Consider the following 24,746-nt stretch of genomic DNA (forward strand, 5'->3'; position numbering starts at 1 on the left):
AATGCGCCCAAAATCAAAATTCGTAATTTGTTGATTTTAATATGTTGTTGAGTAGAATCGAGCCGCAGACCTATTGATTACGAATTAATCTTCTTTCGCAGATTCATTTAACTCAGCTTCAATTTCTTCAACTGTTGGTAAGCTGCCTTTCAAATCAGTGGGAATTGATTTTGATAAGGTATATTCTGAAACACCTATTGGAGCACTAATGTTTCGCAGTGCGTATTCAGCTATAACCTTATTTTTTGATTTGCATAGCAAGATTCCAATCGTTTGGTTATCGCCAGGCTTTCGTAATTGATCATCAACAGCTGCAAGATAAAAACCCAATTGCCCTGTATGTTCCGGTTTAAATTTTGTATTTTTCAATTCGATGACAACAAATGCTCGTAATTCGAGGTGGTAAAACAGTAGGTCAACAAAAAACTCTTGATCATCAAAAGTTAGAGGGACTTGAGAACCAACAAAGGCGAAACCTTGGCCGAGCTCAATAAGAAAATCACGAATATGGGTAATTAAAGCATTTTCAATATCGCGTTCATGAGCTTTGCCTTGAATAGTCAGAAAATCAAAATTATAGGGATCTTTTAATATTTCATTAGCTAAACCAGATTGTAATTCTGGTAAATGCTTGTGGTAATTGGAGGTTTTATTGCTGGCTATGGCTTGGCGCTCATACAATCCACTTTCGATCTGCATTTCAAGAACGGTTCGTGACCAACCATTTTTTATAGTTTGTTCAGCATACCATTCCCGCTTAGGTTCTTCTTTAACCATCTGCATTAAACGCACAATATGTCCCCAAGGCAATTGCGAAACGGGCTGTTTCGTAAATTCAATATATGGATAAAGTTGGGCAAATCGTCGCATGTATTCAAGGTTTCTTTTAGAAAAACCTTGCATTTCAGGGAATGCTTGTCGCATATCATGCGAGAATTGCTCAAGAAAATGCGACCCCCATTGATGGCTTTTTTGTTTCTCGATTAAATCAGTACCAAGCTCCCAATAGAATTTGATCAGCTCACTATTCGCAGCCAGTGCTGCACGAATTTGAGCTGTTTGTAATCGTGTTTTGATATCGGTTAAGAAATGTTTGTAATCTTGATTTAAACGTAATTCGTCATTTTGAACTTTAATTTCTTTACTCATGAACTGCTCCTTGTGGTTGGATTGCTATTAGTGTTGCGGATGGTTGGACACCCATGCACTTTAAAAAATAATCTGTAATTTGTTGCATTGGTTTTCTTAACCGCTCAACATCGGTCACGATATATCCAGCAGTGATATCGCCGTTCATTTTATGGTTCATCAAACGTTTTAAAGCATAAGCTGAGATATCCAGCCCCTCAGCAATGGTAATAAACGTTCGCCTTAAATCATGAACCGTAAAATGAATCCCTGAGAGCTTGGTTACATTAGCCATTTGTTTACGTGGCTCAATAATATGACCTGCGGCTCCTGTGCCGGGGAAAACATACTCATTAATCCTCTTTTGGCTGCGTGATAATAGCAGCTCATAGAGGTAAGTAGAAAGAGGAAGGGTATGAGATTCGTGGTTTTTAGTATCAAGTATGGTTAATGTTTTAGCGTTGAGATCAACTTGATCCCAGCGTAACGTGGCTGCTTCCTGACGGCGCAATCCTGTTAGTATTATTAACAATAAGTAATCTCGTAAAACTTCATTTTGTAGTTGTTGTACGCCAAGGTACCAAGCCGCCAATTCATGAGCTTTAATAAAACTTTGGCGACGCTCAACCCGATACCAGGCTCTGGTTTGGGATAGACGTTTTACCGGGTTTTCGGTAATCAATGATTTACCTTGTGTATCCTCATATTGACCGGCTGCAAAATTAAATAGGGCACGCAGTAGACGCATGGCTAAATTGGCATAAGCCTCGCCATGTACTTGCCCTAATTTTTTATGATGCTTTGCAACGTTATCTTTGGTGATGGCAAGAAAGGGTTTATTAATCCAGCCTGAAAATCCTGTGGCTAATACCTTTTTGTAATTATAAAGGGTATTGTGTTTTAGAGATTTGCGAACTTGAATGTAATCATTAAACACATCATTTAATGTGATTTGGCGCATTTTTTCAGCGCGTTTTTCGGCAATTGGATCTATTCCAGTCGCAATTTGCCCGAGCAGCTTTTGAGCTTCTTTTCTTGCCATTTCTACTGTCAGCTCAGGATAACGACCTAATGTAATGCGAGACAGTTTATTCTTTATCAGTTTTTCAACAAAAAAAGCCTTAGTTCCACCGGAGGTAACTCTGATACCAAATCCCTTCATAGCATCATCATAATAGCGTTTTTGTGCCGTTCTTCCCTGAGTTGTTGAAACAGGCAAAGGTAGTTTATCAACAGCTGATTTTGTTATTTTCATTTTCTCTCTTATTCAAACGTGTCGAATATGTGTCGAAGGAATGATTAAAACATAATAAAAGTAATTGTGCTATAAAAAAAGCCGATAGGCCTTATAAACAAAGGGGTATTGGGATAATTTAAAAGTTGGTAAAAGTCATTAAAAGCCCTAATTTTATAACTTTTAATCATTAGGTCGGCGGTTCGAGCCCGTCCCGGGGAGCCATATTTAGTATGGCTTTTATCAAAATTCAAATTTCTTTCTTATCTTTTTAGATACCCTTTAGGGAACCCGATTTTTCCCGTCACCTTAATTATTGTATAACTAGGTAAGTTCAAAATATTATCTACATAGACTTGTAGGTTGGGCCACTTGATCCAACAACTACTTATCAATTCCATAGCGCTTTCTACTAACGTAAAGTCTAACAACCATTGTAGCCTGGGGGTAGGTCCAAAGGGCTGTATCCCAGGTTTTCATTTTACTTCCATCGCTTAACAAACCCTTAAAATTCCATCTGTGAAACATAGCTATGTAACTTGCGCTAAAGCATGGCCTGGCCCTATTCCAGCCGGCTTAGAAGGTAAACCTGGGATACGGCCCTTAGGAGCTATTTCCAGGCTACGTCTGCTGAAATATCCAGCCCCTCGATAATTTTTTACCCTCGAATGCGGGTATAATTGATTTTACCCGCACTTGGGGGTATATTTAATATTATTGGCAATTGGGGGTAAAAAGAGGAAATTTATGATCATTCGATCAGCAAAAGATTTGGCAGTATATTTAAATGACAAGCGCAAGCAACTCAAAATGAGTCAGTCTGAAGTTGCAGATTTAGTAGGTTTAAAACAGGATACTATATCAAAATTTGAAAATAGTCCCGACAATAGTCGAGTTGATACCTTATTTAGGATATTGTCTGCCCTAAATTTAAATATTAGTCTTGTTGAAAAAGGTCAAGAAACTGATGAAGAGATAGAATGGTAAGGCGTAAATTATACATATTAATGAACAATGAGCTCGTGGGGGAGCTTACCCAGGATAATGCAGGAGGTTTGGGTTTTTCCTATGTTACGGACTGGATTTCCAAGTCACATTCGCGACCAGTATCTTTATCGTTACCGTTAGTAAAGCAAAAGTTTTTAGGTGAAGTTGTTTATAACTTTTTTGATAATTTACTTCCTGATAATCCGCAGATAAGAGCCAGAATTCAAGCTCGTTTTCAGGCAAGATCATCACGACCGTTTGATTTGTTGGCTTTAATTGGAAGTGATTGTGTTGGTGCAATACAAATTGTTGAACATATTCCTCAGGCGCAGCAGCTAAATATTGAAAGTCATGTGGTCAGTGAAGCCGAGATAGCTCATACTTTGCGTTCTTACCAAACTTCTCCACTAGGAATGAACAAAGAAGATGATGAGTTTAGAATATCCATAGCTGGCGCTCAAGAAAAAACAGCTTTTTTATATTACCAAAATGAATGGCATAAACCATTAGGGCCTACACCAACAACTCACATATTCAAATTACCTGTTGGATATTTATCACATCAAGGAATTGATTTAAGTGAAAGTTGCGAAAATGAATACCTCTGTTTAATGCTAGCCAGCAAATTTGGTTTAGATGTTGCAAAATCAGAAATCTTACAATTCGAAGATGAAAAAGTACTGGTTGTCGAAAGATTTGATAGAAAATGGAGTCGAGATAATCGTTATATACTCAGGTTGCCACAAGAAGACCTATGTCAATCATTAGGTTATTCCCCAAATTTAAAATATCAGTCAGATGGTGGCCCCGGTATTAAAGAAATTATGCAGCTACTTAATGGTTCACAGCGACCTCAAAAAGATAGAGATGAATTTTTCAAAGCACAGATTGTTTATTGGTGCCTTGGCGCTATTGATGCGCATGCCAAAAATTTCAGTATAAATCTACAGCCACAAGGAGGTTACCAGTTAACTCCATTATATGACATCATTTCAGCCTACCCTATCGTGGAACAAAAACAGCTATCGTTTAAGAAATTGAAAATGGCCATGGCTTTATACGGCAAAAACAGTCATTATAAGGTTCACAGTATTCAAAAAAGACACTTTATTGAAACAGCAAAGAACGTCCAATATTCTAAAATTAAAGCAGTTCAGATTTTTGAACAAGTGATTGACCGTATTGATTCTGCTATCGATGAAGTCACAGCACAATTACCGAGCCACTTCCCAGAAAAAATTGCACAGCCAATCTTCAAAGGCATGAAGAATTTTAAAGAGCGAATGATATCCCTCTCAACTCTAAACTAAATTTCCTTAACCAGAAGATTAGCCGACGTAGCCTGGAAGTAGGCCAATAGGCCGTATCCCAGGTTTTCATTTTTCTTCCATAGCTTAACAACCCCCTAAAATTCCATCTGTTAAACATGGCTATGTAATTTGCGCTAAAGCATGGCCCTATTCCAGTTTTCATCGTTATGTTCAGAAGGGAGTATTGCAAGAAAAGTGGGATATGATGGAGTGCAAGGTGATTTTGGAGAATAGGCGTAGTGAAGGTAAACCTGGGATACGGCCTTTTGGGCCTACTCCCAAGCTACGCCGGCTAGAAGCTACAAAAATAGCGAGATAGGCTGAGTAAGTAGCCCGTTTGAACCAGGAAATAATCTACGTTTGCTTTACTTGCGGCAAGCTACTTGGAAGCTGCCATAGAATCCAATTATTTGCTTATCATCCTTACTAAATCTAACCGTTTCATCATATTTTTTTTGCCATTCTTCTTCAGACGTGCCTTGTTCAAGGTCAGTTTTTTTAAATGCATTTAATCCCTCTAGTAATTTCATTTTTTGACTTTCTTGCCATAAGATTGGTTGAACAAGCCCGCAATTGATAATCTCAAAACCAATTTTTCTACACTCGTAAAATAACTTCATACCAATATCGCCGTCACGCCTCATTCCTTCTATTTCTTGTTCTGGCAGCACCAATGCAGGAGAATATCCTTGCCAAGCAAATGTTGGCGGGTAGGCGAACATGTGGCTAATGATGCCTTCTTCTCCCACATAGATACCCCCATCATTTAAATTCTCATAAAATATTTTAATGGCTTTACGCGGGCTATAAAGATGATGCAACAAAAATCTACAATAAATTAAATCATAATTTTCGCCTAACTCTGCAATATCATAGGCCGAAAGAACGGTAGTGCTCACATTGGCTATTTTGTTTTGCTGCAATGTTCGGTGCGTTACCTTCAATTGTTCCGGGCTATTATCTATGGCGGTTACATATCCCTCTTTACCTACATAATTCGCAATCCAGGACGTCATAACACCTGCGCCACATCCAACATCTAAAACCTTCATACCTTTTGCTAGGCCGGCATCTAATAGAAATTTCTTGGTGCTTGCATTATAGGATTCGTCTAAGAGGTCATAACTAAGACCGCTCTCACCTATTTCAAAATCATATTTTTCATTTGTCATGTTCGACCTCCAGATGTTTATTCAACATCTCATTTGCCAATCGATTCACTTTAAAGCCTAAAGCTATCAATTAAGTATACTGGAGCCCTGGATAATACACTTGCAATTTCTCAATCAATTAAACCATCTCTTTATAGGTCAAAATTCTCTTCCGAATAAGCTTTTTATAGTAAAAAAATCCAATGTCATTCATTTAAACTCGCAATTATTAAAATTTGTACTATGTTTTAACTGTAGTATGTAGTACTTAATTAAGGACTAATGATTAAAGAGGGAACATTATGAAAAAATTAATAATTACAGGATTTTCTACTGCTTTACTTTCAGCTACTTTAGTTGGTTGCGGTTGGAATACTATGGATACAGTGGGTTCCAGCCTTGTAAGCACTGGTACCAATGTAGTAACTACAACTGGCACAGTAGTGGGTTCAGGTGTTGATCTATTAGTAGGTCGCCCAGTTACTCACGCAGATATGGTGGTTTATCGTAAGCATGGTGTTATTTATCGTAACGGCCATTCTTATGCTATCCAAAATGGACGATACATTATTGTTCGTTAATTTTGCTTGCCCTTCATTAAGTCTTTTAATGAAGGGCTTTTCTTTTTTATCTTCATATGACTATTTTTTATAAGTAAACTTAACTACTACTTAATCTTTAAATTACTAAAGTCTTAAAATCAATTCGCCAAATCAACCTCTCATTGGTAGCGAGTATATACTTTAATTAGGTTTTAGGAGTAAAAGTAATTTGCTTTAAAGTTTATATCACCGCTAAACTTATATTTATTTTCTATACTTAGGTTAAAGATAATGGTCAAAGTAAATTTTAAGTATAATTTACCTTAAAATGTAAGGTTGACATAAACACTATAGCTTTTGTGTCGCCAAATGAACATTATCCCGTAACATGCGAAGCATTTATATGGGAACCATATTAAGTACCTAGTTCAGGGAGTGTAATGATGAGAACGATGCTGGCTTGCTGTCTTTTCGTAGTAGTTAGCTTGTTAACGGGATGCTGGACGACTCAGTCGGGGCAGAAATCGGGCATTATCGTGAAAGTAGCCAAAGAAGGTCGCTACTGGGGAACTTATGAAGGTGAGTTAATTCGTGGTGGCTTAGATAATGCAAGTGGTGCTACTGGACGTGAGTTTCATTTTACATTAGGGCAATTTAAATCAGACTTAGTAAATCAAGCAATCTATGCTATGGAAAATAATAAACATGTCGTGCTTAAATATCATTGTGAAGCTTATGTTCTCCCCTGGAGCGGCGAGACAAAGTGCTTTGTTGATGAAATTAAAATATTAGATTCTGCGAAGGGCACTAAAGCGCCTGAGTGATCGCACTCTTGTTGACGTCTCTATAAGAACTTGTCTAATCGTACTAAAGAATAATGTTTTGCTATCTAAACATACAGTACTAGATAGCAACCTTCTTAAGTATTCATAGCTGGAAGCGGTAAAGGTGTACTGCTATCTTGTGGTAATTGTTTATAATTTTTAGTGTTAGCAATAAAGCCTTTATTAATGAAAAATGATTTAACTTTTTTTAACCAACGGTCTTCGACATATAAGGTAAAAATATAGGCAAATGCAAGGCAGGTAGGCAAAGTCACTAAAGAGACCAGGATAGCTCTTAATAATAAAGGATAACCTGCGCTAGTCAATAACGCATTGGTAAAGTGTGATAATGAACATAGTAAGGTAAGGTGTGTTAGATACAATGCAAATGATATTTTCCCTAAAAATAAAGATATTTTTGAAGTAAATAGGGATTTTAAATTATCACTAGTAAGAGCCCAAAAGAGTAAAACAATCATAGGGAAAGCAGCGCTTATTTTACCAGTTAAATTTAATTGATAAAGATAGGCAAAAATGCCGCCTAGACTAGTATCAAATAAATAATCAATATTAAAAAATTCAACGATTTTGGCATATAGGCTGTTTTCTTGCAGAAGGGTAAGCTTATATTTTTGTAATAAATAGCCATATTTTTTATTTAAAATATAGAGGTCACAAAAACATAGTCCGGTGAAAAAAAGGAAATAATAATAAAAGTGCTTATAAAATATAGGCAGTATTATTAAGTAAATAAGGGGTCTGATTTTCCATGTACCGAATAAGGATAAGAAAGCAAAGACTAAAAACGAGCCTATAAATTCTCGTGACATAGTCCATAATTGCAGACCAAAATCATAAAGATGTCGGGTATCTGGAACAAAGAAGACCTCAAAGAAAGAAAATTTTAATGCGGTTAAGATTCTCGGTTTACTCATAAAAATACCGACGTGATCTTGTACCGTATACATTAAGTTAAACCGCATAAATAAATAAGAAATAAGCACGGAACAAAGAATGGGAATAAGTAGGCGAAAATAACGAAATTGGGCCATGCTTATTAAGGCGTTATAATCATAGTTTTTAAAGAAATTAAAACTTAATACAAAGCCGCTTAATAAAAAAAACAAGATAACGGCGCTCGGGCCATCAGTAAATAACTTAAGAGGAGTATGATAAAATAACTGACTAAGAGGAGAGTCACTTGGTGGATATAACCAGCATGGGTAAAGGTGACCAATAAGAACAACAAAAGCTGCCCATCCTCTAAGGCCATCTAAAAATTCGATACGCTGATTAGCATTACTCATCTTAATTATTGTTTCCTTTCCATGAAATAGATTTAAGAAATGCATAGTTTATATAAAAATTAGCAATTATTCTATTGTATCTAGTAAGCCAGTTAAATACCTCGTTAGGGCCGTTTAAATTTATTTTAAACACTTATTAAAATTTCAATGCTGATGCCTGTGTTGGTCTAGATTCTGCTTCTATTTCTACGACATCAATAGCTAAGGGGCTTATTATTTCATTTATGGGTTTAGATTTTGATTCTACCATGCTACTTGCTGCTTGCTGTTTCTGCACAATGCTTAACAAGCTGGCAAATGATTGCTCAAATAATTGACGTTGGAATTCTATGGAACCGCCTTTATCTATAATCGCTGCGGTAATTCCATAGGCCATGTGCTCAATTGCACTATTAAATAAAGTTTGGGGGGAAATTGTTGCTGACTCTTGCCGTTCTTGAGTGCCGCCATGGCTAAAAAATTTGTATCGGTTTTCCCCAAGGCTTAATTCCTCAAATTTTTTTAATGTAGCTTCAACTTCGCTTATAACGAGCCGATTACTAATTTCTTCAAGACTTTTATTAGTTGCTATGTCTTTTTGTCGGTTATTATCAGTAGTAGTTAGTTTAGGCGGCTCAATAGCCTTTCTGCAAAAAGAGACTTGTAGCCAGTTGGCAACCAAGTTAAGATCAAGGTCTTCTGGGAAGCTACAGCGAGGATCTTCTCTGTTTTTATCAAAATAAGCTTTGGCCACTTCAAACGGCTTGCGTATTTGTCCTGGGTAAACAATAAAGTTGTAATTTAGAGCTGCCGCTAACCACATGATGGCTGGTGTTTCTTCTTCTAAGTAGCCTTTAGAGCGTGCTTTCCATAATCCCTCCTTGTCGCCCTCTTGTTGATGTCGGCCGGCAAAAATATCTGCTTCTGCTGCTATACTTGCCTTAAGCTCTGGTTCTGATTGGCATAATGAGTTTAAGCCTGGCTCTCTTTCTTGATACTGAGGGTGAGCTACCCATTGGCTCCAGGTTACAACTTCAAAACCTAAGGACATATCTTTTGCCAATTGATTTAAGACTGAAATTTTTTCTAATGTATTTAAGTCAGGGTAATTGTTCTTAAATTTCTCAACAGATAGCCCCAATGGCTTTAAAAAATAGTGTAAATGCTCCTCAAAATAGGCTGCACCTAATTGTCGCGCTTCTTTTTTTAAAGTAGCCTTATGATCATCAGTAAGATATTCTTCAGATTTTAAGTTATGCCAGTGAAGTTCGTCAGCAATAAGAAAAGTCACTAATTGATGTGGCTCGGTAACTGCTTGTTCAATAATAGCCCCTAAAAAATCACCTCTACAATACTCCTGGCCAACTATACTAAGCAGGACTAAGCTTTTTGTTGTTGCTAAAGATAGGCTGTCTGAATTTTTAAATAGGCTTTTTGCTTTACCATTAAAATTTGCTTGCAGTTTGCCATCTTTTGGGCCTTTAATTTTCATTTTTTCCTCAGCTAGTATAATTTGACCTTCAATTCCCCCTAAAACTAGCTCGAACATATTTCTCACAATCCATGTAATTTATTGATCATTGTGATAAAATAATGAATTTTTATCATTGATTATCTAGAGCTAGCTAATTAGCCATATTAGTTAAGGCTAGAAATTGGTGACTATAATATGATATTATTGTACAATTATCAATACTTTTGTTCAAATTGCTGCATTTAAGAGCAGAAATTACTTTTTAGTAAAGTTTTTTAAATTTTAATATCTAAATGTAAATGTTGCTAATCAAATAGGTTTAATAATGGATGCTGATACTGTAACCGATTTTAAAAAATGGCTTGAAGAAAAAGAATTAGAAATTAAAAAGCTACAGTCTTACTTGGAATCAGAGCGTAAACGATTCCAAGATAATCTTAAAGAAGCTCAAGAGTATTATGAAAGCATTTTAGCATTGATGCCTGGGCATGTTTATTGGCTGGATAGAGATAATGTTTTTTTAGGTTGTAATGATTTGCAAGCTAAGAGTGCGCGTCTCGCGTCACGAAAAGAAATAGTAGGTAAAACCAATTATGATATGCCTTGGAAAGATCAAGCTGATGAATTAAATCGGCTAAATAATCTAGTCATGGAAAGCGGTGTACCTCACACAGCCGAGGAATATGCTGTTATGGCCGATGGCATGAGCATTCATTTATCAAATAAAACCCCGCTACGTGATAAACATGATCAAATTATAGGTGTGTTAGGTGTATCTATTGATATAACAGAACGTAAGAAGTTAGAAGTTACTTTAAAGCGTGCAAAGGAAAAGGCAGAACTTGCTAATCGCGCGAAAACAGAGCTTATAACCAATATAAGTCATGATATTTGTGCCTCATTAAATGGCATTAACGGACTATCGACACATTTAGAAGCTCAGTTAGTACAATTAGAAGAGAAACAACAAGCGCGTTTAATAAAAGAAAGCAGTACCCAATTACTACAGATAATTAAAGAGATATCGGATAGCTTAACTCATTGTCCGTTGACTGATAATGAGATAGTCCAAGAACCTACTGACTTAAATAAAGTCATTGCCGATATTACTCAATTGTACTACCCAGCCATTAAAATGAAAAACCTTGAGTTTAATGTTGATGTGGCGAATTCTATACCGCCTATTTTAATGGATAAGGTAAAATTACACCGGGTTTTGATGAATCTCATCACAAACTCCCTTTACTATACAGAATCAGGCTCTATTACCATTAAAGTAGAGAAGGTTGCTACTGATAATATCTATCTACAATTGCGATTTAGTATTATTGATACAGGTAGAGAGATTCCTCATGACTTACAAGATCAATTAGCCCATCCTGATTTTTCCTCAGATGATGAAAGCCATTACCTTAGTCAAGACTTACATATTGCGCAAAAATATGTTGGACTGCTTGGAGGTGAGCTTAAATTAATATCGGAGCCTAATTGTGGTTCCAAAGTATATTTTGTCCTTTCATTGAAAATATTAACTGACTAACTTTCTACGTGCCGCGGCTTGTGTATAGTTAAGATACGTAGGTAGTAAGTAAAATATCAACAGACCCTAGTTATTAATTAAACCTGGAACAGAGAAGCATTGCTTATCTTGTAGGCGAAGGGCGGTAAGGCGCCCGCCCCATAGGCAACCGGTGTCTAAGGCGTAAATACGGGGATGAGGGCATTTTCCTTGTAAGGCAGCCCAATGGCCAAAAATAATATCAGCGTCAATTTCCTTGCGCTTTGGCACAGAAAACCAAGGGATAAAATCGGGTGGTGCCTGTTTAATTGTGCCTTTATAATCTAACAATAACTCACCTTGATTGCCGCAAAAACGCATACGAGTCAAATAATTAGTAATAATTCGCCATCTGGCAAAGCCAGTCAGTTCAAGAGACCATTGATTGGGTAAATTTCCATACATATTACTTAAGTATTCTTGATAATTCTCACCATGTAACACGGCTTCAAGCTCTTTTGCGCAGGCTTTAGCAGTCTCTAAATCCCATACTGGTGCTATGCCAGCATGGGTCATCACGATATTAAAGTTGCTGTCATAGTAAAGAAAGCGTTGTTTACGTAACCAATGACCTAATTCATCGCGATCGTCGGCTAGCAAAATAGGTTGTAAGGTATCGTCTTTATTTTTCCGCTCAGCTTGGCCAAAGAGCCTATTTAATAAATGCAAATCATGATTACCAAGAGTAATATAAGGTTCAATAGGTAAATTTTTAACAAAGCGTAGCACTTCTAAAGATTGTGGGCCTCGATTAACTAAATCGCCTACCAGCCAAAGCCTATCTTCCCGCTCATTAAAATGTAGACTATCTAATAAGCGTAATAAGGGTTCATAACAGCCTTGTATATCGCCAACGACATAATCAGCCATTATTAGTCATACCAGGGTTTAAATTAGGATTTAGGTTTGGGTCTTTCTTTTGCCATTGACCGGTAGCATTTAATACTTCAAGCGAATTTGTTGTCGTTTTTTGGTGGGGTGGCGTTAAATGGCTAGAAAAATGAGCTAAGTGGATAAGTTCTATATCTGATATTGTATCTGACTTGCCAGTTTTAGGATTATGCAATTGGACGGTAGTAGGCAGGGCTATTGCATAGTTACCAAATACGACACCACTATGCATTTGTTGAGTATTGCTTTGCTCAAAGCGCGAAATCACATTACCATCTGAGCCTACTTGATGTAACTTTAAAGACAAAAAGCCATTTTGTACTGCTTGCCAATTTTTATATTCAGGGTGTTCGCGGACAAACCATTTAAAAATTTCAGGCGACATCAATAAACCGCCTGGAACCGTAAATAAAGGCGCTTTATTGATCATAATAATGCGTGATTCTAATGATTTAGTAAGCCACTGAATAAACTGAATGCCCATTTGCTGTTCTATATCGTTAACGGATTCTGGCACGGTGCCTGTAAACGTGCTTGCTCGCCCATAGCGATTTGTCTTTGTGTTAGCAAATTTTAAGTTTAATTGATTAAGGTAGCGCTGAATGGCAATGGCATCGGCACGAATTAATATAGCGCCTAATGTTCCTGCGGTATGTGGATCTTCATTAAGTAAGGCAAGCCAAACAGCTAAAACTTGCGCATCGGAGACAATCCATGTAAAGCCACTCGTAGGCATTAAAGAACGCGCTAAGAGAATATTTAAACGCCGCCGTAGATCAATATCTGTTTCTTTTTGAAAACTATAACTATAATGGCTGCCTACTGATACGAGGCTTTCTAATAAAGGATTCCATAATTTTAAAAACTGGCCATTATTGTCATAAAGCTCAACTAAATAATCAATTTGTAATTTACCAATACCTTGTAATAGAGCAGCTGAAAACAAGGCATATTGCCAAAGTCTTTGTTCTTCTGAGTAATCTGAGTTTTCTTCGAGCAAAACAAATTTTTTAAATAAATTTAAAGCCGTTTCTGTACGATTGAGGGCATAATCCAGTAAACCACCAGCTTGTGAATAATAACTATTTGAGGTTTCAGGTAAGGTTTGTACATGATTAATGAGATTATGAATAATACTTAAACATAGACTATCAAAGCGTGCTTTTTCTAGAGAGCATGCTATACGTAGTTCCTGCAGAAGGACGGCTCTTTTTTCTTCAGCCAGAATATCCTCAGCAGGCAAGATTCGTGTTAAATCCTTTAACGGCTTTGATTGTCCTTTGCCTTTTTTACTATATCTATGAAACAAGTTAATCTCCAAAAAGCTAGCCATAATTTATATTAATACCTTTATTAGTTTAATTTTATTCCATTTGATAAGAAATTGGCTATTTTAATATAGTCTATTAGTTTAATTTGCTCTGGGCGGTGAGCCGCATTAATCGCCAAATCAGCTAACTCTTGGGCGCTAATAAGTGGCTTTAAATTATTAGCAAGTGTTTTACGGCGCATTGAAAATGCTAATGCAACTAAATCTTGTAGTAGTTTAAGATTAACAGGCGGATAAGGAGAAACAGCATAAGGCGTTAACCTTACGACAGCCGAGTCAACCTTAGGCTTAGGATAAAAAGCATCCGGTGGAACATTAAATAAATGGGTTACTTCACAATGATATTGAATCATTATACTTAAGCGGCCATAATCCTTGCTTCCCGGTTGTGCAGCTAAACGCTCAACCACTTCCTTCTGCAGCATAAAATGCATGTCTTTAATACTATTAACAAATGATAGTAGATGAAGGATTAGTGGTGTGGAAATATTGTAGGGTAAATTCCCCACTACACGTAAATTATTTCCCCAATTATGGTAGTTAATTGTGAGCGCATCAGCACCTATAATTTGTAGCCGGGAAGATGAGTTAAATGCATTTGCCAAAAATGCCTGTAAATCTCTATCGATTTCAATTACAGTTAGTTTATTTAAATACGTTAAAAGTAAGCGGGTTAGAGCTCCTTTTCCTGGCCCAATTTCTACTACATTATCTTCAGGAGCTAAGCAAAGCGCATCAATGATGTGCCCAATAACACCTTGATCTTGAAGAAAATTCTGACCGAAACGTTTACGTGGTTTATGATTCAATTCTCACCTCAAAAACACGGGGGGATTATATAGAAAAATTAAATAGTCTGCATTAAAAGTTTAATAAGCATACTGTATTATGGCTATACATTTTAACATTTTTTATAATAATTTTTATCAAAAACGTATTAATTTTTGTAAGACAGGCTTAATAAATACCTAAAAAGAGTGCTACTTTTTATAAAGATAAGGAATACTCATACCCTCTAAATGATTAGTTTTTTTACGCCCTGATTTTTAAAGCTAAGTTAGTTTAAAAACTGAGTAATAGCTAAGCCTATGACGCGGAATTTAAACGGTAGCAAGTTTAAAAAGCGATAGCAACAATCTAGTTCTTTCAGTAGCGAGAGGTATATGTTAATTTAAAAGTTTAATTTACCGGCCCTTGTATGTTACGTCACCTAATAGAATTAAGGCAACGTGCCTTGCTAGTGATGATGGTATTTTTAAGCTTTTTTTTATTATTTTTCTACTTTGCTAAACCATTATTTTATTGGTTAGTAAAGCCATTATTATCCATTTTACCGCCTGATAATTTTATTATTGTGACTCATATTACAGCACCTGTCTTAGCGCCCATTAATTTAGCGGCTAATGCGGCTTTACTTTGTACCTCGCCCATAGCGCTTTATCATATTTGGCGTTTTGTTATGCCAGGGCTTTATCGTAGTGAGCGTCAGAAATTAGGTCATACTATTTTATTAAGTTTATTCCTGTTTGTACTAGGCGTGCTCTTTTGCTTTTGCATTGTGTTGCCGTTTATGTTTCAATTTTTTACTCAGGCTGTGCCTGATCACGTTAAAATGCTGCCCGATATGGCAAGCACCTTAGATTTTATTACACGGATGTTATTGTTATTTGGTTTTTGTTTTCAGGTACCTTTGGTCTGTTTAACGCTTGTTCGCTTAAACCTACTAAGCATTGCTACTTTACGGCAAATTAGACCTTATGTGATTGTCGGTGCTTTCATTGTAGGGATGTTATTAACGCCGCCTGATGTTTTATCGCAGGTTATGCTTGCTGTCCCTTTATGCTTTCTCTATGAGTTAGGTATTATTTTAGCTTGCTGTAGTAATGGCGTGCTTGTAAAAAAAGCCTAAACTCAGTTTCCTTTTGCGAGATCCTTGGGTGAAAACAGTGAATTTTGAGCAAACTATTTTTAATCTTGTATAAATTCTTGGCATTTTACTGAGTAACGCTCATGTAAGTCGAATTCACGTTAAGTTCTTATTTAACCAACCGATAAAACAATTGTTCTACCTTTAAATTAAAGGAGGATAATATGCATAAAGTAGCTAAATTTAATATTGGTGACTGCGTTATACATCAACGTCATGGTTATCGTGCTGTAATTATTGATATTGATCCTCTTTTTCAAGCGTCTGGGCGCCCTAATCCACAAGCGAGTAAGCGAGATTTCGCAACTCGTAATCCTTGGTATCGTTTATTGGTTGATAATAGTAGTCAAATGACTTATGTAGAAGAATGCCATTTGTCGTTAGATCATTTTGATAATAAAATTGATAATCCTAATCTTTGCTTTTATCTTAAAGAGCAAAAAGGCCGTTATTATAGTCAAGTTAGTAAACACTAAGCGTCTTTTAAGGCTTAGCGCATGGCGCAAGAAATCGGTTAAGTATTTCTGACCATCAAGATTAATAAACCCACAAATGCAATTAAGATAAGCGCTAAAATACCCATTGTGGAAAAACTTTTACTTAAATTTTCTCGACTAAATAGATCCGGTCGATTCTTAATACTACGATACATAAACCAAATAATAAGGCCTGCACCAATAAGCCCTAGGATTTGATAAAAAGTTTCCATTATAGTTACTCCTTTTTTTCTTCAAAGCTAAATGCATCAGAATACATATTATTGGCAGATATTCCCTTGCTAACTAGTGCATCGCGCGTTTCATACACCATATCAAATGGGCCGCCAATGACAATTTCATAATGATTTAAATCGTGTGTGTGTTGATTAAATACATAATCTGCAATTTTATCCTTTAAATTAGCATCAGATAACAAAGGAAAATAGCGAAAATGATTAACATGCGCTTGCCATTGCTTAACTTTATCGTCCATATACAAATCACTTTGGGAGCGCGCACTCCAGTAAAGCTCAAATGGTCTCGGATCACCTGTTGCTAGTAATTGCTCAATCATGGCTTTAATAGGCGCAAAACCAGTGCCACCTGCAATAAATAGAATAGGCGCGCCTGATTTTAATCTATTTAAATGACAATCACCAAATGGCAGGCTAATATTAACCGCGCCGCGTTGTCTTATTTCAGCAAATAATTTTTGATTATAAGGATTTTGCTGAACATGCCGAATATGAAGCTCATATTTATGTGCCCCTAATGGGGCATTGGCAATGGAGTAGCTTAAAGAGTCATCTGCTGAAAGGATTTGTAAGTATTGTCCTGCTTGATAGTCAATATAATTACTCGGCGCCAGTATTATTTTGAGAATTCTATCTGTTAGTGGAAAGATATGCTCAACTTGAGCACTAATTACGGCGCTAGTCACAATGTTAACCCTAATTGCTGCCAATAAGCATTGACTGTTTGTAAAATATCATCATCCATCGTTATTGGTTTTCCCCATTCACGTTGTGTTTCGCCTGGCCATTTGTTGGTTGCATCTAAGCCCATTTTTGAACCTAATCCGGAAACGGGAGATGCGAAATCTAAGTAATCAATCGGCGTATTATCAATCATAACTGTATCACGTAATGGATCCATACGCGTAGTCATTGCCCAAATGACATCTTGCCAATTACGCGCATCAATATCATCATCACAAACAATAACAAATTTGGTATACATAAATTGTCTTAAAAAAGACCAAACAGCCATCATAATTCGTTTAGCATGGCCTGGGTATTGTTTTTTAATCGTAACCACAGCCAATCGATAAGAACAGCCCTCTGGAGGTAAGTAAAAATCGATAATTTCAGGAAATTGCTTTTGTAAAAGCGGTATAAATACTTCATTTAAAGCAACCCCAAGAATGGCAGGTTCATCCGGTGGGCGGCCGGTGTAAGTACTATGATAAATGGGCTCAGGACGATGGGTTATGCGCTCGACTGTAAACACAGGAAAAAGTTGTACTTCATTATAATAGCCAGTATGGTCACCGTAAGGTCCCTCTGGTGCTTCAACACCAGGTTCTAGATAACCTTCCAACACTATTTCAGCTGTTGCCGGTACATGCAAGTCATTGCCGATGCACCGAGTTAATTGGGTTCGTTGCCCTCGCAAAAGGCCTGCAAAAGCGTACTCAGATAAGGTATCCGGTATGGGTGTCACTGCGGCTAGAATAGTCGCAGGATCAGCCCCTAAAGTGACAGCAATTGGAAAACGCTCACCTGGGTATGCTTTTTGCCAAGCTTGAAAATCTAAAGCACCCCCTCGATGCGAGAGCCAGCGCATGATAAGCTTATTTTTACTTACTAATTGCTGTCGATAAATGCCCATATTTTCACGTGTCTGATCTGGGCCTTTGGTTGTCACTAGTCCCCAAGTAATTAAAGGAGCTGCATCATCTGGCCAACAAGTTTGTATTGGTAAACGCGTTAAATCAACTTCCTCTTTTTCCCAAACATGCGTTTGACATTCGGCACGATTTACATATTTGGGGGCCATAGTTAAAGCGTGCTTTAAAAGAGGTAATTTATTAAATGCATCCTTAAAGCCCTTTGGTGGCTCTGGTTCTTTGAGCGCTGCTAATAATTTACCCACTTCACGTAAGGCAGTTATGGTTTCTTCTCCCATGCCTAAGGCTACCCGTTCTACAGTGCCAAAAAGATTAGTCAACACGGGCATAGAAGCTTGTTTAGGTTGGGTAAAAAGAAGGGCAGGCCCCTTTGCACGCAGCACTCTATCGCTTACCACAGTCATTTCTAGATAGGGAGAAACGGGATAATCAATACGCTTTAATAAATTACGTGCTTCAAGTTGCTCAATAAAGTCCCGTAAGTCAGAATACTTCATATAGCTATATCAAAAAATCATTAAGCCATAAATTATGTCATAGTTGCTCTCATAAAAAATAGTTTTTATTTTATTTAACAAACTAGTCAGTTTTTGCAACTTGCCACAACGATTAAAAATGGTATAGTGCGGCAAGATATGTTTTAATTTTAACCACGAGCTTTTTGAGTTTTAAATTTTGATGCTTTTTTTAAACCATAGGTTAATTCGCTTAGTCCTGTATGGGGCTATTATGATAGGTTGGGGGTTGCCTGCTTTAGATGCTGCGACACCTACTGTGACGGGTGCACGCCACTCATTATATGGACAAGAAAGTGCAGCGCAAGAAAGCTTAGGTAGCCAAGCAAGTCAACGGCTAGCAGCAGCCATTGCTAATCCTGAATACATGCTTAATCACTGGGTTGAATTACCCACAGCGCCGAAAGTAGGAAATAAAAAAATACAGCGGTTAAGTTTAAGAGAAGCAATCTTGCTTGCGCTGCGTTATAACCCAAACATTCAAAATGCTGAGCTTGACAGAATTATTCAGCGTTACCAACTACGTCTGGCCAATAATGAGTTTGAAATGCAGTATGCGCTAGCGGGTACAGCAGCAGCTACCAATAGCCGGTTTAGCGGCATAGGTCACAGTTTTAATAAATCGTTTTTAGCCACACCTGAGGTTTCATTAAGAAATAAACTAGGTACTCAATTAAATTTAGGGATAGATAATAATGTTTCTAATTACAATACCTATATGCCAGTGCTGAACCTCTCTTTTACGCAGCCGCTACTACGTGGCTTTGGCCGCGCTGCTAATGAGGCAGGGCTACTTGATGCTCAAGATGCCGAATTTTTAAATAAAATTAATTTAAAACAATCGGTTATGGATCAAATTACCGAAGTGATTACCGCTTATCGTAATTTAATTTTAAGTGGAAATAATTTAGAGAATCAACGCCGCCAATTAAAAGAGGCGCGTTTAACTTTTGAAATTAATGAAAAGAAAATTGCTGCCGGCCAATTAGAGCCTACCGGGAATATTCAACAATCATATCAAATTGAGTCTTTAAACTTGATGGTTGAGCAAGCAGAAAATGATTTTAAAACAGCTGCCCAAGATTTATTACAGACCATAGGACTTGATCCTGAAATGCGTTTGGCTGTGCCCAATGATGTGACACTAGATAAAATTAAAATACCTAAACTGCAACAATCAATTGATATTGCTCTTGAGCATAATAGTCAATATTTAGCGCAAAAAATGATGTTAAGGGCTGATGAGAGAGCTTATGCGGTAGCTAAAAATCAGCAGTTATGGCAACTTGATTTAAGTGGGGGCATTCAATCTGGGGCTGTATCGGATGTAACAGGTTTAAGCAATGGCTTGCGTAGTATTTATAATGGCCACAATTTAAGTGAAACAGCGCAATTAAGACTTACTATCCCTATTAATGACATTAATCGACGCAGCCAATTAGTGAGTGCGAAAGTAAAACTTGAAAAAGATAAGCTAAATTTAATTGCCTTAAGACGTTCGTTAATCACTACAATCACTAACACAATTAATGCCATTCAAAGTCTGGCCAAACGTTATCAATTAGCAGAAAAACAAGTACAGTTAGCCAGGCAATCTTATGAATTAGAAAAGAAAAAGCTACAAGCAGGCATTGCGACAGCATTAGATGTTAGCAATACTCAAAACCAACTTATTCAAGCTCAAGCAGGCCTAATTGGTGCTAAAATAGCTTACCTTAATCAGCTCTCAGCTCTGCAGCGCTTATTAGGTACAACGTTAGATGAATGGCAGATTAATCTTAGGTATGGACAATGAAAATTAGTTTGACAATAGCGATGGTACTATTAACATGTTTGCTCACCAGTTGTGGTAGCTCACCTGAGTCTGCGGCAAGTAAACAGCAAACCTATGTTGTTAAGTCAGAGCCAGTCCACAAAAGTTTATACTTCACAGGCACTATTGGGCCGCTGCATGAAAGTGCAATTACTTGTCCCATGGACGCTGTTATTGAGAAGATGAATTATAACTATGGGCAGGCTGTTAAAGAAAATGAAGTTGTAATTACTTTAAACTCTACTGAATTACAAAAACAATATAATGATATTTTAACTGACTACCTAAAAGCTAAGGATAATTTCACAGTTGCTAAGGCTAAATTTACCGGCACTGAAGATCTATGGAAAGCAGGTTTAATTGCAAAAAATAATTATTTAAGTGAAAAATCAAGCTTAGATACGGCGCGTATTGCCCTGATGCAATCAACCCGTAAGCTCACAGAAATGCTAGATAAAGTTGATGATAACGAAGTGCAACATTTATCTGAATTAAATATTGCAGAATTTGATAAAGTGAAGCAAGCACTGACTAAAAATCATAACCTTATTCATTTAAAAGCGCCGGCTCAAGGCATCTTACTATCTCCCCCTAAATCTAATGAAGACAAGGCAGATCATTTAAAAGTAGGTTCATCAGTCAAAGCAGGCCAGGTGATTGCTTTAATTGGGGATTTAAGGGGTATAAGTGTTCAAATTGATGTGCCTGAAATTGATATTGATAAAATTAAACCAGGTATGAAAGCTATGATAACTGGGGTTGCATTAGGCAAAGAAGTTTTGCAGGGTGAATTAGTCGCTGTGAATGCGCAGGCATCAAATGCCGGCAATAATGGCTTACCTTCCTTTAATGCGACAGTTTCAGTTAGAAAATTAACACCGAAACAACAAGCCTTAGTTAAAGTAGGCATGAGTGCTGCGATTGAATTGTCACTTAACGAGAACCAGCAGCTGGTTATTCCTATTGCCGCAATAAAGCAGGAAAAAGGTGCAAGTGTCGTGCATGTCCTAAATAAGGGTAAAGTAACAACACGACAAATTGCTACAGGCCCAGCCCTTGCTGATAAAGTAATCATTGAATCAGGTTTACAAATGGGCGATACGGTGGTGTATGATGGGTAAACCGCTGATACAAATTAGGGAATTAATTAAAAATTACTCGATAGCAGGTAGCAGTAACCAAGTATTAAAAAAAATTTCTTTAACAGTTGCTGCAGGGGAATTACTAGCTATCGTTGGCGCATCTGGCTCAGGTAAATCAACGTTAATGAATATTATTGGTTTACTGGATAAAGGTGATAGCGGGGATTATTTTCTAAATCAACGGTCTGTTGCATCCCTTAATCAAGATGAGTTAGCCATTTTACGTAATCAACAAATTGGCTTTGTCTTTCAACAATTTAATTTATTATCACGATTCAATGCCAAGCAAAATGTCGCGTTACCACTTATTTATCGCAATAACATCAGTCCTGTTGAAATAGAGGAGCGTGTTATGCAAGCGCTAGCGCGCGTAGGTATGGAATCATTTGCTCATCATCGTCCGACGCAGTTATCAGGGGGGCAGCAACAGCGGGTTGCTATTGCCAGAGCTTTGGTAGGAGAACCACAAGTTATTCTTGCTGACGAGCCTACTGGTGCGCTTGATTCTAAGACAGGAACAGATGTTTTAAATTTATTTCTAACCCTTCATGCTGAAGGGCGAACGATCATCATGGTTACTCATGATAACCAGGTTGCTGCGCGTTGTAATCGACGTATTACCTTGGTCGATGGTCAGGTTGTTGCTGAGAGTAGTCAATGAATTTATTAAGCCATTGTCAACAAGCCTTTATTAATTTAAATGCTGCGAAATTGCGATCATTTTTAGCTGTATTGGGTATCTTAGTTGGTACTGCTGCCGTCGTTGCTTTAATTAGTTGTGGTCAATTAGCCACAGAAAAAGCCTTGGCTCAATTTAAAGCGTTAGGAACTGATTTATTAGCTGTTTCTTTGTTTCAACAAGAGCAAAAACAAGCATCCCAAAGTGGCGGCAGTGAGGTGTCGCTTGCTGTGTGGCGGAAAATGCCTGACCGGATTGCAGCAATAAAAGCAATAGCACCTTATGCGACAGCTTATCAAACCATTAGCTTTCAAGGATTTCCTCTAAAAGGTGCAATTGTTGGTGCTGATGATGCCTTGGCACGTATTATCCATATTGATATGGCGCAAGGTCATTTTGTTTCTTTTGTTGAATCCTTTGAGCACTATTGCGTTATTGGCAGCGGGCTTGCACAGCAATTGCAGCAAATTACGTTGGATAATCCTATTGGTAAGCAGTTACGTATCGGGCAAGCCATGTATACCATCATTGGTATTGCAAAGCCTTGGCAAGAGAGTGGTTTTTTTAATGAGGATATTAATCAATCGGTGATTATCCCTATTGCTGGAATGGCATTAATCAGTAAAGATAGCAAAATCAATAATGCAATTATGCTTTTAAAGCCAACAAGCCCCATTGATGATGTAATTGCTGAACTTAAGCATTATATTAGTACTTACGCCCCTAAGCTTACAGTTTTCCCACGCAGTGCGAAGCAAATTATTGCCAGTATGGAAAGCCAGGGGCGGATTTTTACGCTACTTTTAGCGGTAATTGGTAGTATTTCTTTGCTAGTAGGTGGCATTGGTGTGATGAATGTCATGTTAGTTTCTGTGAGTGAACGTAAAAAGGAAATTGGTATTCGCAAAGCAGTCGGCGCTCGTAATCGAGAAATTCAAGCCTTATTTCTAGTAGAGTCGGTTATTTTATCGCTGCTAGGTGGCATTTTAGGTGTTATTTTAGGTTTGTTATTTACAGCCGGTGTTGCCTATTTTAGTGGCTGGGCATTTATGATTTATTTGCTACCCCCTATCGCAGGATTTGCTGTATCTGTTGCCACAGGGATCTTCTTTGGCTTTTACCCCGCAAAGCGAGCAGCTAAGCTTGAGCCCATCGTGTCATTGCGCAGCGAATAGCGCAATTGTTAGAAAATTTCTCATTAAATTTTAAATCTAGACCTTGAATTTTACTAATTAATTACTATTTATTAGTCATATAATTATTAACCACGGAGGAATTAGTGATGAGTAATTTAAAACGTGATTTTCCATTATTGTATAGAGATTTTGGTTCATTATGGGATAACTTCCTACGGGGCCAACAAGAAGATTCATCCTTTGTAACTACCAGTACCTGGGCGCCATCTGTTGATATAAAAGAAGAAAAGCATCAGTTTGTAGTCATTGCAGATATACCTGGTGTTAATAAAGAAGATATTCATATTTCACTTGAAAATAATTTATTAACTATTCAAGGGGAAAGGCATTTTGACAGAACGGAAGAAAAGAATGGCTATACCCGTGTAGAACGCGCACAAGGGCAATTCTATCGCCGATTTAGCCTACCTCAAACTGCGGATGATGGTAAAATAAGTGCTAAATATAGACAAGGTGTGCTTGAAGTTATAATTCCCAAAAAGAAAGCAGCCCTTGAAAAGAAAATTGATATTAAAGTTGAAGAGTAAAAATAGTAAATGTAGCCTGGGTGCAGGTCCATAGGACCGGAACCCAGGTTTCCCTTTGTTTCACCCAGACTACTTGTTAAGAACTATTTTACACTGAAACAGCTGGTGTTTGGTGAGCCTGATTTTCTTCATTATTGGTAGTAAATGTAGCCTGGGTGCAGGCCCAAAGGGCCGGAACCCGGGTTTCAATTCGTTTCGCTCAGGCTACTTGTTAAGAACTATTTCACATTGAAACGGCCGGTGTTTGGTGAGCTTGATTCTCTTCATTATCGGTAGTTCTATCCTGATTAACTGGCGTTGTAGTAGGTTGCGAGTTTCTTTGCATAGTCCTCTGGAGATATGTCGTAATTTCGCTTCTTCCCCAGCCTAGCGATAAAATCGTAATGTAAGATATTTCTAAGAGAAAGGCGGTACGGCAAATTGGATTGGAATCATTTTCCTCGCAAATCAGATCTTCAAAAAGCATATCAACAGCTAAGCCTAATTGGGCACCAGCAATTAAGGCCAGTAGGGCATGTTGTAATCGTTCACTGCCTTCAACATCTGCTCGGCATGCTGTATAAAAACCAATAATTGTTTGGGCGAGTTTCTGGGGAATTTGTGCGGCAGGTGTTAGATTATCTGCAAGATTTGAAACAAGATTACCAATTATTTGAGTAAAAGCAGCTGATTTTTGAGCATTAACGCCTGGCTCTGTAGGGATATAAGGTTGTATTCCAAAACGATTAAAAAAATCTGATAAAAATTTTGGCATGTAAGTCTGTCCTATTTGATTATTCCTTAAAGCACTGAACTATACCATACGCATTAAGTCTTGAGTAAATAGTTAACATAGTAGATTACC

General features: G+C 37.4%; 24 protein-coding genes. 12 read left to right on the plus strand and 12 right to left on the minus strand.

Features of this window, described 5'->3' with window-relative positions; translation table 11 throughout:
• Positions 1 to 84: 84 nt before the first annotated feature.
• Positions 85 to 1,149 carry a PDDEXK nuclease domain-containing protein gene (locus DYE47_RS00195; RefSeq protein ID WP_115301338.1) on the minus strand — a complete coding sequence of 355 codons (1,065 nt, stop codon included), beginning with the start codon at positions 1,147 to 1,149 and terminating at the stop codon, positions 85 to 87.
• Positions 1,142 to 2,383: a tyrosine-type recombinase/integrase gene (locus DYE47_RS00200; protein WP_115301339.1), complete on the minus strand. Its 1,242-nt coding sequence runs from the start codon at positions 2,381 to 2,383 to the stop codon at positions 1,142 to 1,144. Before DYE47_RS00200 ends, DYE47_RS00195 begins: the two co-directional genes overlap by 8 nt.
• 726 nt (positions 2,384 to 3,109) lie before the next feature.
• Between DYE47_RS00200 and DYE47_RS00205 the strand changes: the two genes are divergently transcribed.
• The gene (locus DYE47_RS00205; RefSeq protein ID WP_115301340.1) at positions 3,110 to 3,349 is read left to right on the plus strand and encodes a helix-turn-helix domain-containing protein; all 240 of its coding nucleotides are present in this window, start codon (positions 3,110 to 3,112) and stop codon (positions 3,347 to 3,349) included.
• Positions 3,343 to 4,659 (plus strand): type II toxin-antitoxin system HipA family toxin, encoded by a 1,317-nt coding sequence (locus DYE47_RS00210; protein WP_115301341.1) that lies wholly within the window; start codon positions 3,343 to 3,345, stop codon positions 4,657 to 4,659. Before DYE47_RS00205 ends, DYE47_RS00210 begins: the two co-directional genes overlap by 7 nt.
• 365 nt (positions 4,660 to 5,024) lie before the next feature.
• On the opposite strand, the gene DYE47_RS00220 is transcribed toward DYE47_RS00210, so the two are convergent.
• Positions 5,025 to 5,831, minus strand: a complete 807-nt coding sequence (locus DYE47_RS00220; RefSeq protein ID WP_115301342.1) for a class I SAM-dependent methyltransferase — start codon at positions 5,829 to 5,831, stop codon at positions 5,025 to 5,027.
• 356 nt (positions 5,832 to 6,187) lie between these two features.
• Here DYE47_RS00220 and DYE47_RS00225 point away from each other — a divergent pair, with 356 nt between their 5' ends.
• Positions 6,188 to 6,391 (plus strand): hypothetical protein, encoded by a 204-nt coding sequence (locus DYE47_RS00225; RefSeq protein ID WP_131750079.1) that lies wholly within the window; start codon positions 6,188 to 6,190, stop codon positions 6,389 to 6,391.
• Between the two features lie 401 nt (positions 6,392 to 6,792).
• Positions 6,793 to 7,176 carry a hypothetical protein gene (locus DYE47_RS00230; protein WP_115301344.1) on the plus strand — a complete coding sequence of 128 codons (384 nt, stop codon included), beginning with the start codon at positions 6,793 to 6,795 and terminating at the stop codon, positions 7,174 to 7,176.
• Between the two features lie 95 nt (positions 7,177 to 7,271).
• On the opposite strand, the gene DYE47_RS00235 is transcribed toward DYE47_RS00230, so the two are convergent.
• Positions 7,272 to 8,483: an acyltransferase family protein gene (locus DYE47_RS00235; protein WP_160149811.1), complete on the minus strand. Its 1,212-nt coding sequence runs from the start codon at positions 8,481 to 8,483 to the stop codon at positions 7,272 to 7,274.
• A 136-nt stretch (positions 8,484 to 8,619) separates the two neighbouring features.
• A complete protein-coding gene (locus tag DYE47_RS00240) occupies positions 8,620 to 10,011 on the minus strand; it encodes a hypothetical protein (protein WP_115301346.1) in 1,392 nt (463 codons plus the stop codon).
• Between the two features lie 250 nt (positions 10,012 to 10,261).
• Here DYE47_RS00240 and DYE47_RS00245 point away from each other — a divergent pair, with 250 nt between their 5' ends.
• Positions 10,262 to 11,476: a PAS domain-containing sensor histidine kinase gene (locus DYE47_RS00245; RefSeq protein WP_115301347.1), complete on the plus strand. Its 1,215-nt coding sequence runs from the start codon at positions 10,262 to 10,264 to the stop codon at positions 11,474 to 11,476.
• Between the two features lie 66 nt (positions 11,477 to 11,542).
• On the opposite strand, the gene DYE47_RS00250 is transcribed toward DYE47_RS00245, so the two are convergent.
• Genes DYE47_RS00250 through rsmA form a run of 3 tightly spaced genes read right to left on the minus strand, consistent with a single transcriptional unit; the run spans position 11,543 to position 14,524 of the window.
• Positions 11,543 to 12,364, minus strand: a complete 822-nt coding sequence (locus DYE47_RS00250; RefSeq protein ID WP_115301348.1) for a symmetrical bis(5'-nucleosyl)-tetraphosphatase — start codon at positions 12,362 to 12,364, stop codon at positions 11,543 to 11,545.
• Entirely contained in the window at positions 12,357 to 13,694 is a 1,338-nt protein-coding gene (locus DYE47_RS00255; protein WP_423202363.1) for a conjugal transfer nickase/helicase domain-containing protein, read from the minus strand. The genes DYE47_RS00250 and DYE47_RS00255 overlap by 8 nt, the downstream gene beginning before the upstream one ends.
• Before the next feature lie 44 nt (positions 13,695 to 13,738).
• Entirely contained in the window at positions 13,739 to 14,524 is a 786-nt protein-coding gene (gene rsmA / locus DYE47_RS00260; RefSeq protein ID WP_115301350.1) for a 16S rRNA (adenine(1518)-N(6)/adenine(1519)-N(6))-dimethyltransferase RsmA, read from the minus strand.
• Positions 14,525 to 14,913: 389 nt separating this feature from the next.
• On the opposite strand from rsmA, the gene tatC reads away from it, so the two are divergent.
• Positions 14,914 to 15,624, plus strand: a complete 711-nt coding sequence (gene tatC, locus DYE47_RS00265) for a twin-arginine translocase subunit TatC (RefSeq protein ID WP_115301351.1) — start codon at positions 14,914 to 14,916, stop codon at positions 15,622 to 15,624.
• 182 nt (positions 15,625 to 15,806) lie between these two features.
• Positions 15,807 to 16,118, plus strand: coding sequence for a heat shock protein HspQ (gene hspQ / locus DYE47_RS00270; RefSeq protein ID WP_115301352.1), 312 nt, complete (start codon positions 15,807 to 15,809; stop codon positions 16,116 to 16,118).
• Positions 16,119 to 16,156: 38 nt separating this feature from the next.
• Here the strand turns inward: hspQ and DYE47_RS00275 are convergent, their stop codons facing one another.
• The 3 genes from DYE47_RS00275 to ubiD are packed head-to-tail and all read right to left on the minus strand — an operon-like array spanning position 16,157 to position 18,527.
• On the minus strand, positions 16,157 to 16,351 hold the full coding sequence (locus tag DYE47_RS00275; RefSeq protein WP_115301353.1) for a hypothetical protein: 195 nt from the start codon (positions 16,349 to 16,351) through the stop codon (positions 16,157 to 16,159).
• A 5-nt stretch (positions 16,352 to 16,356) separates the two neighbouring features.
• Positions 16,357 to 17,061, minus strand: a complete 705-nt coding sequence (locus DYE47_RS00280) for an NAD(P)H-flavin reductase (RefSeq protein WP_115301354.1) — start codon at positions 17,059 to 17,061, stop codon at positions 16,357 to 16,359.
• Entirely contained in the window at positions 17,058 to 18,527 is a 1,470-nt protein-coding gene (ubiD, locus tag DYE47_RS00285) for a 4-hydroxy-3-polyprenylbenzoate decarboxylase (RefSeq protein WP_115301355.1), read from the minus strand. Before ubiD ends, DYE47_RS00280 begins: the two co-directional genes overlap by 4 nt.
• A 232-nt stretch (positions 18,528 to 18,759) precedes the next feature.
• Between ubiD and DYE47_RS00290 the strand changes: the two genes are divergently transcribed.
• The 5 genes from DYE47_RS00290 to DYE47_RS00310 all read left to right on the plus strand — a co-directional run bounded on the left by DYE47_RS00290 (position 18,760) and on the right by DYE47_RS00310 (position 23,902).
• A complete protein-coding gene (locus tag DYE47_RS00290; RefSeq protein ID WP_242604210.1) occupies positions 18,760 to 20,340 on the plus strand; it encodes a TolC family protein in 1,581 nt (526 codons plus the stop codon).
• Positions 20,337 to 21,479, plus strand: coding sequence for an efflux RND transporter periplasmic adaptor subunit (locus DYE47_RS00295; protein ID WP_115301357.1), 1,143 nt, complete (start codon positions 20,337 to 20,339; stop codon positions 21,477 to 21,479). Before DYE47_RS00290 ends, DYE47_RS00295 begins: the two co-directional genes overlap by 4 nt.
• Positions 21,469 to 22,161 carry an ABC transporter ATP-binding protein gene (locus tag DYE47_RS00300; RefSeq protein WP_115301358.1) on the plus strand — a complete coding sequence of 231 codons (693 nt, stop codon included), beginning with the start codon at positions 21,469 to 21,471 and terminating at the stop codon, positions 22,159 to 22,161. The genes DYE47_RS00295 and DYE47_RS00300 overlap by 11 nt, the downstream gene beginning before the upstream one ends.
• A complete protein-coding gene (locus DYE47_RS00305; protein WP_115301359.1) occupies positions 22,158 to 23,354 on the plus strand; it encodes an ABC transporter permease in 1,197 nt (398 codons plus the stop codon). Before DYE47_RS00300 ends, DYE47_RS00305 begins: the two co-directional genes overlap by 4 nt.
• Positions 23,355 to 23,461: 107 nt before the next feature.
• On the plus strand, positions 23,462 to 23,902 hold the full coding sequence (locus tag DYE47_RS00310; RefSeq protein WP_115301360.1) for an Hsp20/alpha crystallin family protein: 441 nt from the start codon (positions 23,462 to 23,464) through the stop codon (positions 23,900 to 23,902).
• Positions 23,903 to 24,125: 223 nt separating this feature from the next.
• Here the strand turns inward: DYE47_RS00310 and DYE47_RS00315 are convergent, their stop codons facing one another.
• Complete coding sequence (locus DYE47_RS00315; protein ID WP_115301361.1) at positions 24,126 to 24,656, minus strand: hypothetical protein; 531 nt, start codon at positions 24,654 to 24,656, stop codon at positions 24,126 to 24,128.
• Positions 24,657 to 24,746 lie beyond the last annotated feature (90 nt).

The organism is Legionella beliardensis (assembly GCF_900452395.1).
Classification (GTDB): domain Bacteria; phylum Pseudomonadota; class Gammaproteobacteria; order Legionellales; family Legionellaceae; genus Legionella_C; species Legionella_C beliardensis.

Coding starts and splice junctions, on each gene's coding strand:
- DYE47_RS00195 (WP_115301338.1), bottom strand. CDS start 1,149: ATGAGTAAAGAAATTAAAGTTCAAAATGACGAATTACGTTTAAATCAA.
- DYE47_RS00200 (WP_115301339.1), bottom strand. CDS start 2,383: ATGAAAATAACAAAATCAGCTGTTGATAAACTACCTTTGCCTGTTTCA.
- DYE47_RS00205 (WP_115301340.1), top strand. CDS start 3,110: ATGATCATTCGATCAGCAAAAGATTTGGCAGTATATTTAAATGACAAG.
- DYE47_RS00210 (WP_115301341.1), top strand. CDS start 3,343: ATGGTAAGGCGTAAATTATACATATTAATGAACAATGAGCTCGTGGGG.
- DYE47_RS00220 (WP_115301342.1), bottom strand. CDS start 5,831: ATGACAAATGAAAAATATGATTTTGAAATAGGTGAGAGCGGTCTTAGT.
- DYE47_RS00225 (WP_131750079.1), top strand. CDS start 6,188: ATGGATACAGTGGGTTCCAGCCTTGTAAGCACTGGTACCAATGTAGTA.
- DYE47_RS00230 (WP_115301344.1), top strand. CDS start 6,793: ATGATGAGAACGATGCTGGCTTGCTGTCTTTTCGTAGTAGTTAGCTTG.
- DYE47_RS00235 (WP_160149811.1), bottom strand. CDS start 8,483: ATGAGTAATGCTAATCAGCGTATCGAATTTTTAGATGGCCTTAGAGGA.
- DYE47_RS00240 (WP_115301346.1), bottom strand. CDS start 10,011: ATGTTCGAGCTAGTTTTAGGGGGAATTGAAGGTCAAATTATACTAGCT.
- DYE47_RS00245 (WP_115301347.1), top strand. CDS start 10,262: ATGGATGCTGATACTGTAACCGATTTTAAAAAATGGCTTGAAGAAAAA.
- DYE47_RS00250 (WP_115301348.1), bottom strand. CDS start 12,364: ATGGCTGATTATGTCGTTGGCGATATACAAGGCTGTTATGAACCCTTA.
- tatC (WP_115301351.1), top strand. CDS start 14,914: ATGTTACGTCACCTAATAGAATTAAGGCAACGTGCCTTGCTAGTGATG.
- hspQ (WP_115301352.1), top strand. CDS start 15,807: ATGCATAAAGTAGCTAAATTTAATATTGGTGACTGCGTTATACATCAA.
- DYE47_RS00275 (WP_115301353.1), bottom strand. CDS start 16,351: ATGGAAACTTTTTATCAAATCCTAGGGCTTATTGGTGCAGGCCTTATT.
- ubiD (WP_115301355.1), bottom strand. CDS start 18,527: ATGAAGTATTCTGACTTACGGGACTTTATTGAGCAACTTGAAGCACGT.
- DYE47_RS00290 (WP_242604210.1), top strand. CDS start 18,760: ATGATAGGTTGGGGGTTGCCTGCTTTAGATGCTGCGACACCTACTGTG.
- DYE47_RS00295 (WP_115301357.1), top strand. CDS start 20,337: ATGAAAATTAGTTTGACAATAGCGATGGTACTATTAACATGTTTGCTC.
- DYE47_RS00300 (WP_115301358.1), top strand. CDS start 21,469: ATGATGGGTAAACCGCTGATACAAATTAGGGAATTAATTAAAAATTAC.
- DYE47_RS00305 (WP_115301359.1), top strand. CDS start 22,158: ATGAATTTATTAAGCCATTGTCAACAAGCCTTTATTAATTTAAATGCT.
- DYE47_RS00310 (WP_115301360.1), top strand. CDS start 23,462: ATGAGTAATTTAAAACGTGATTTTCCATTATTGTATAGAGATTTTGGT.
- DYE47_RS00315 (WP_115301361.1), bottom strand. CDS start 24,656: ATGCCAAAATTTTTATCAGATTTTTTTAATCGTTTTGGAATACAACCT.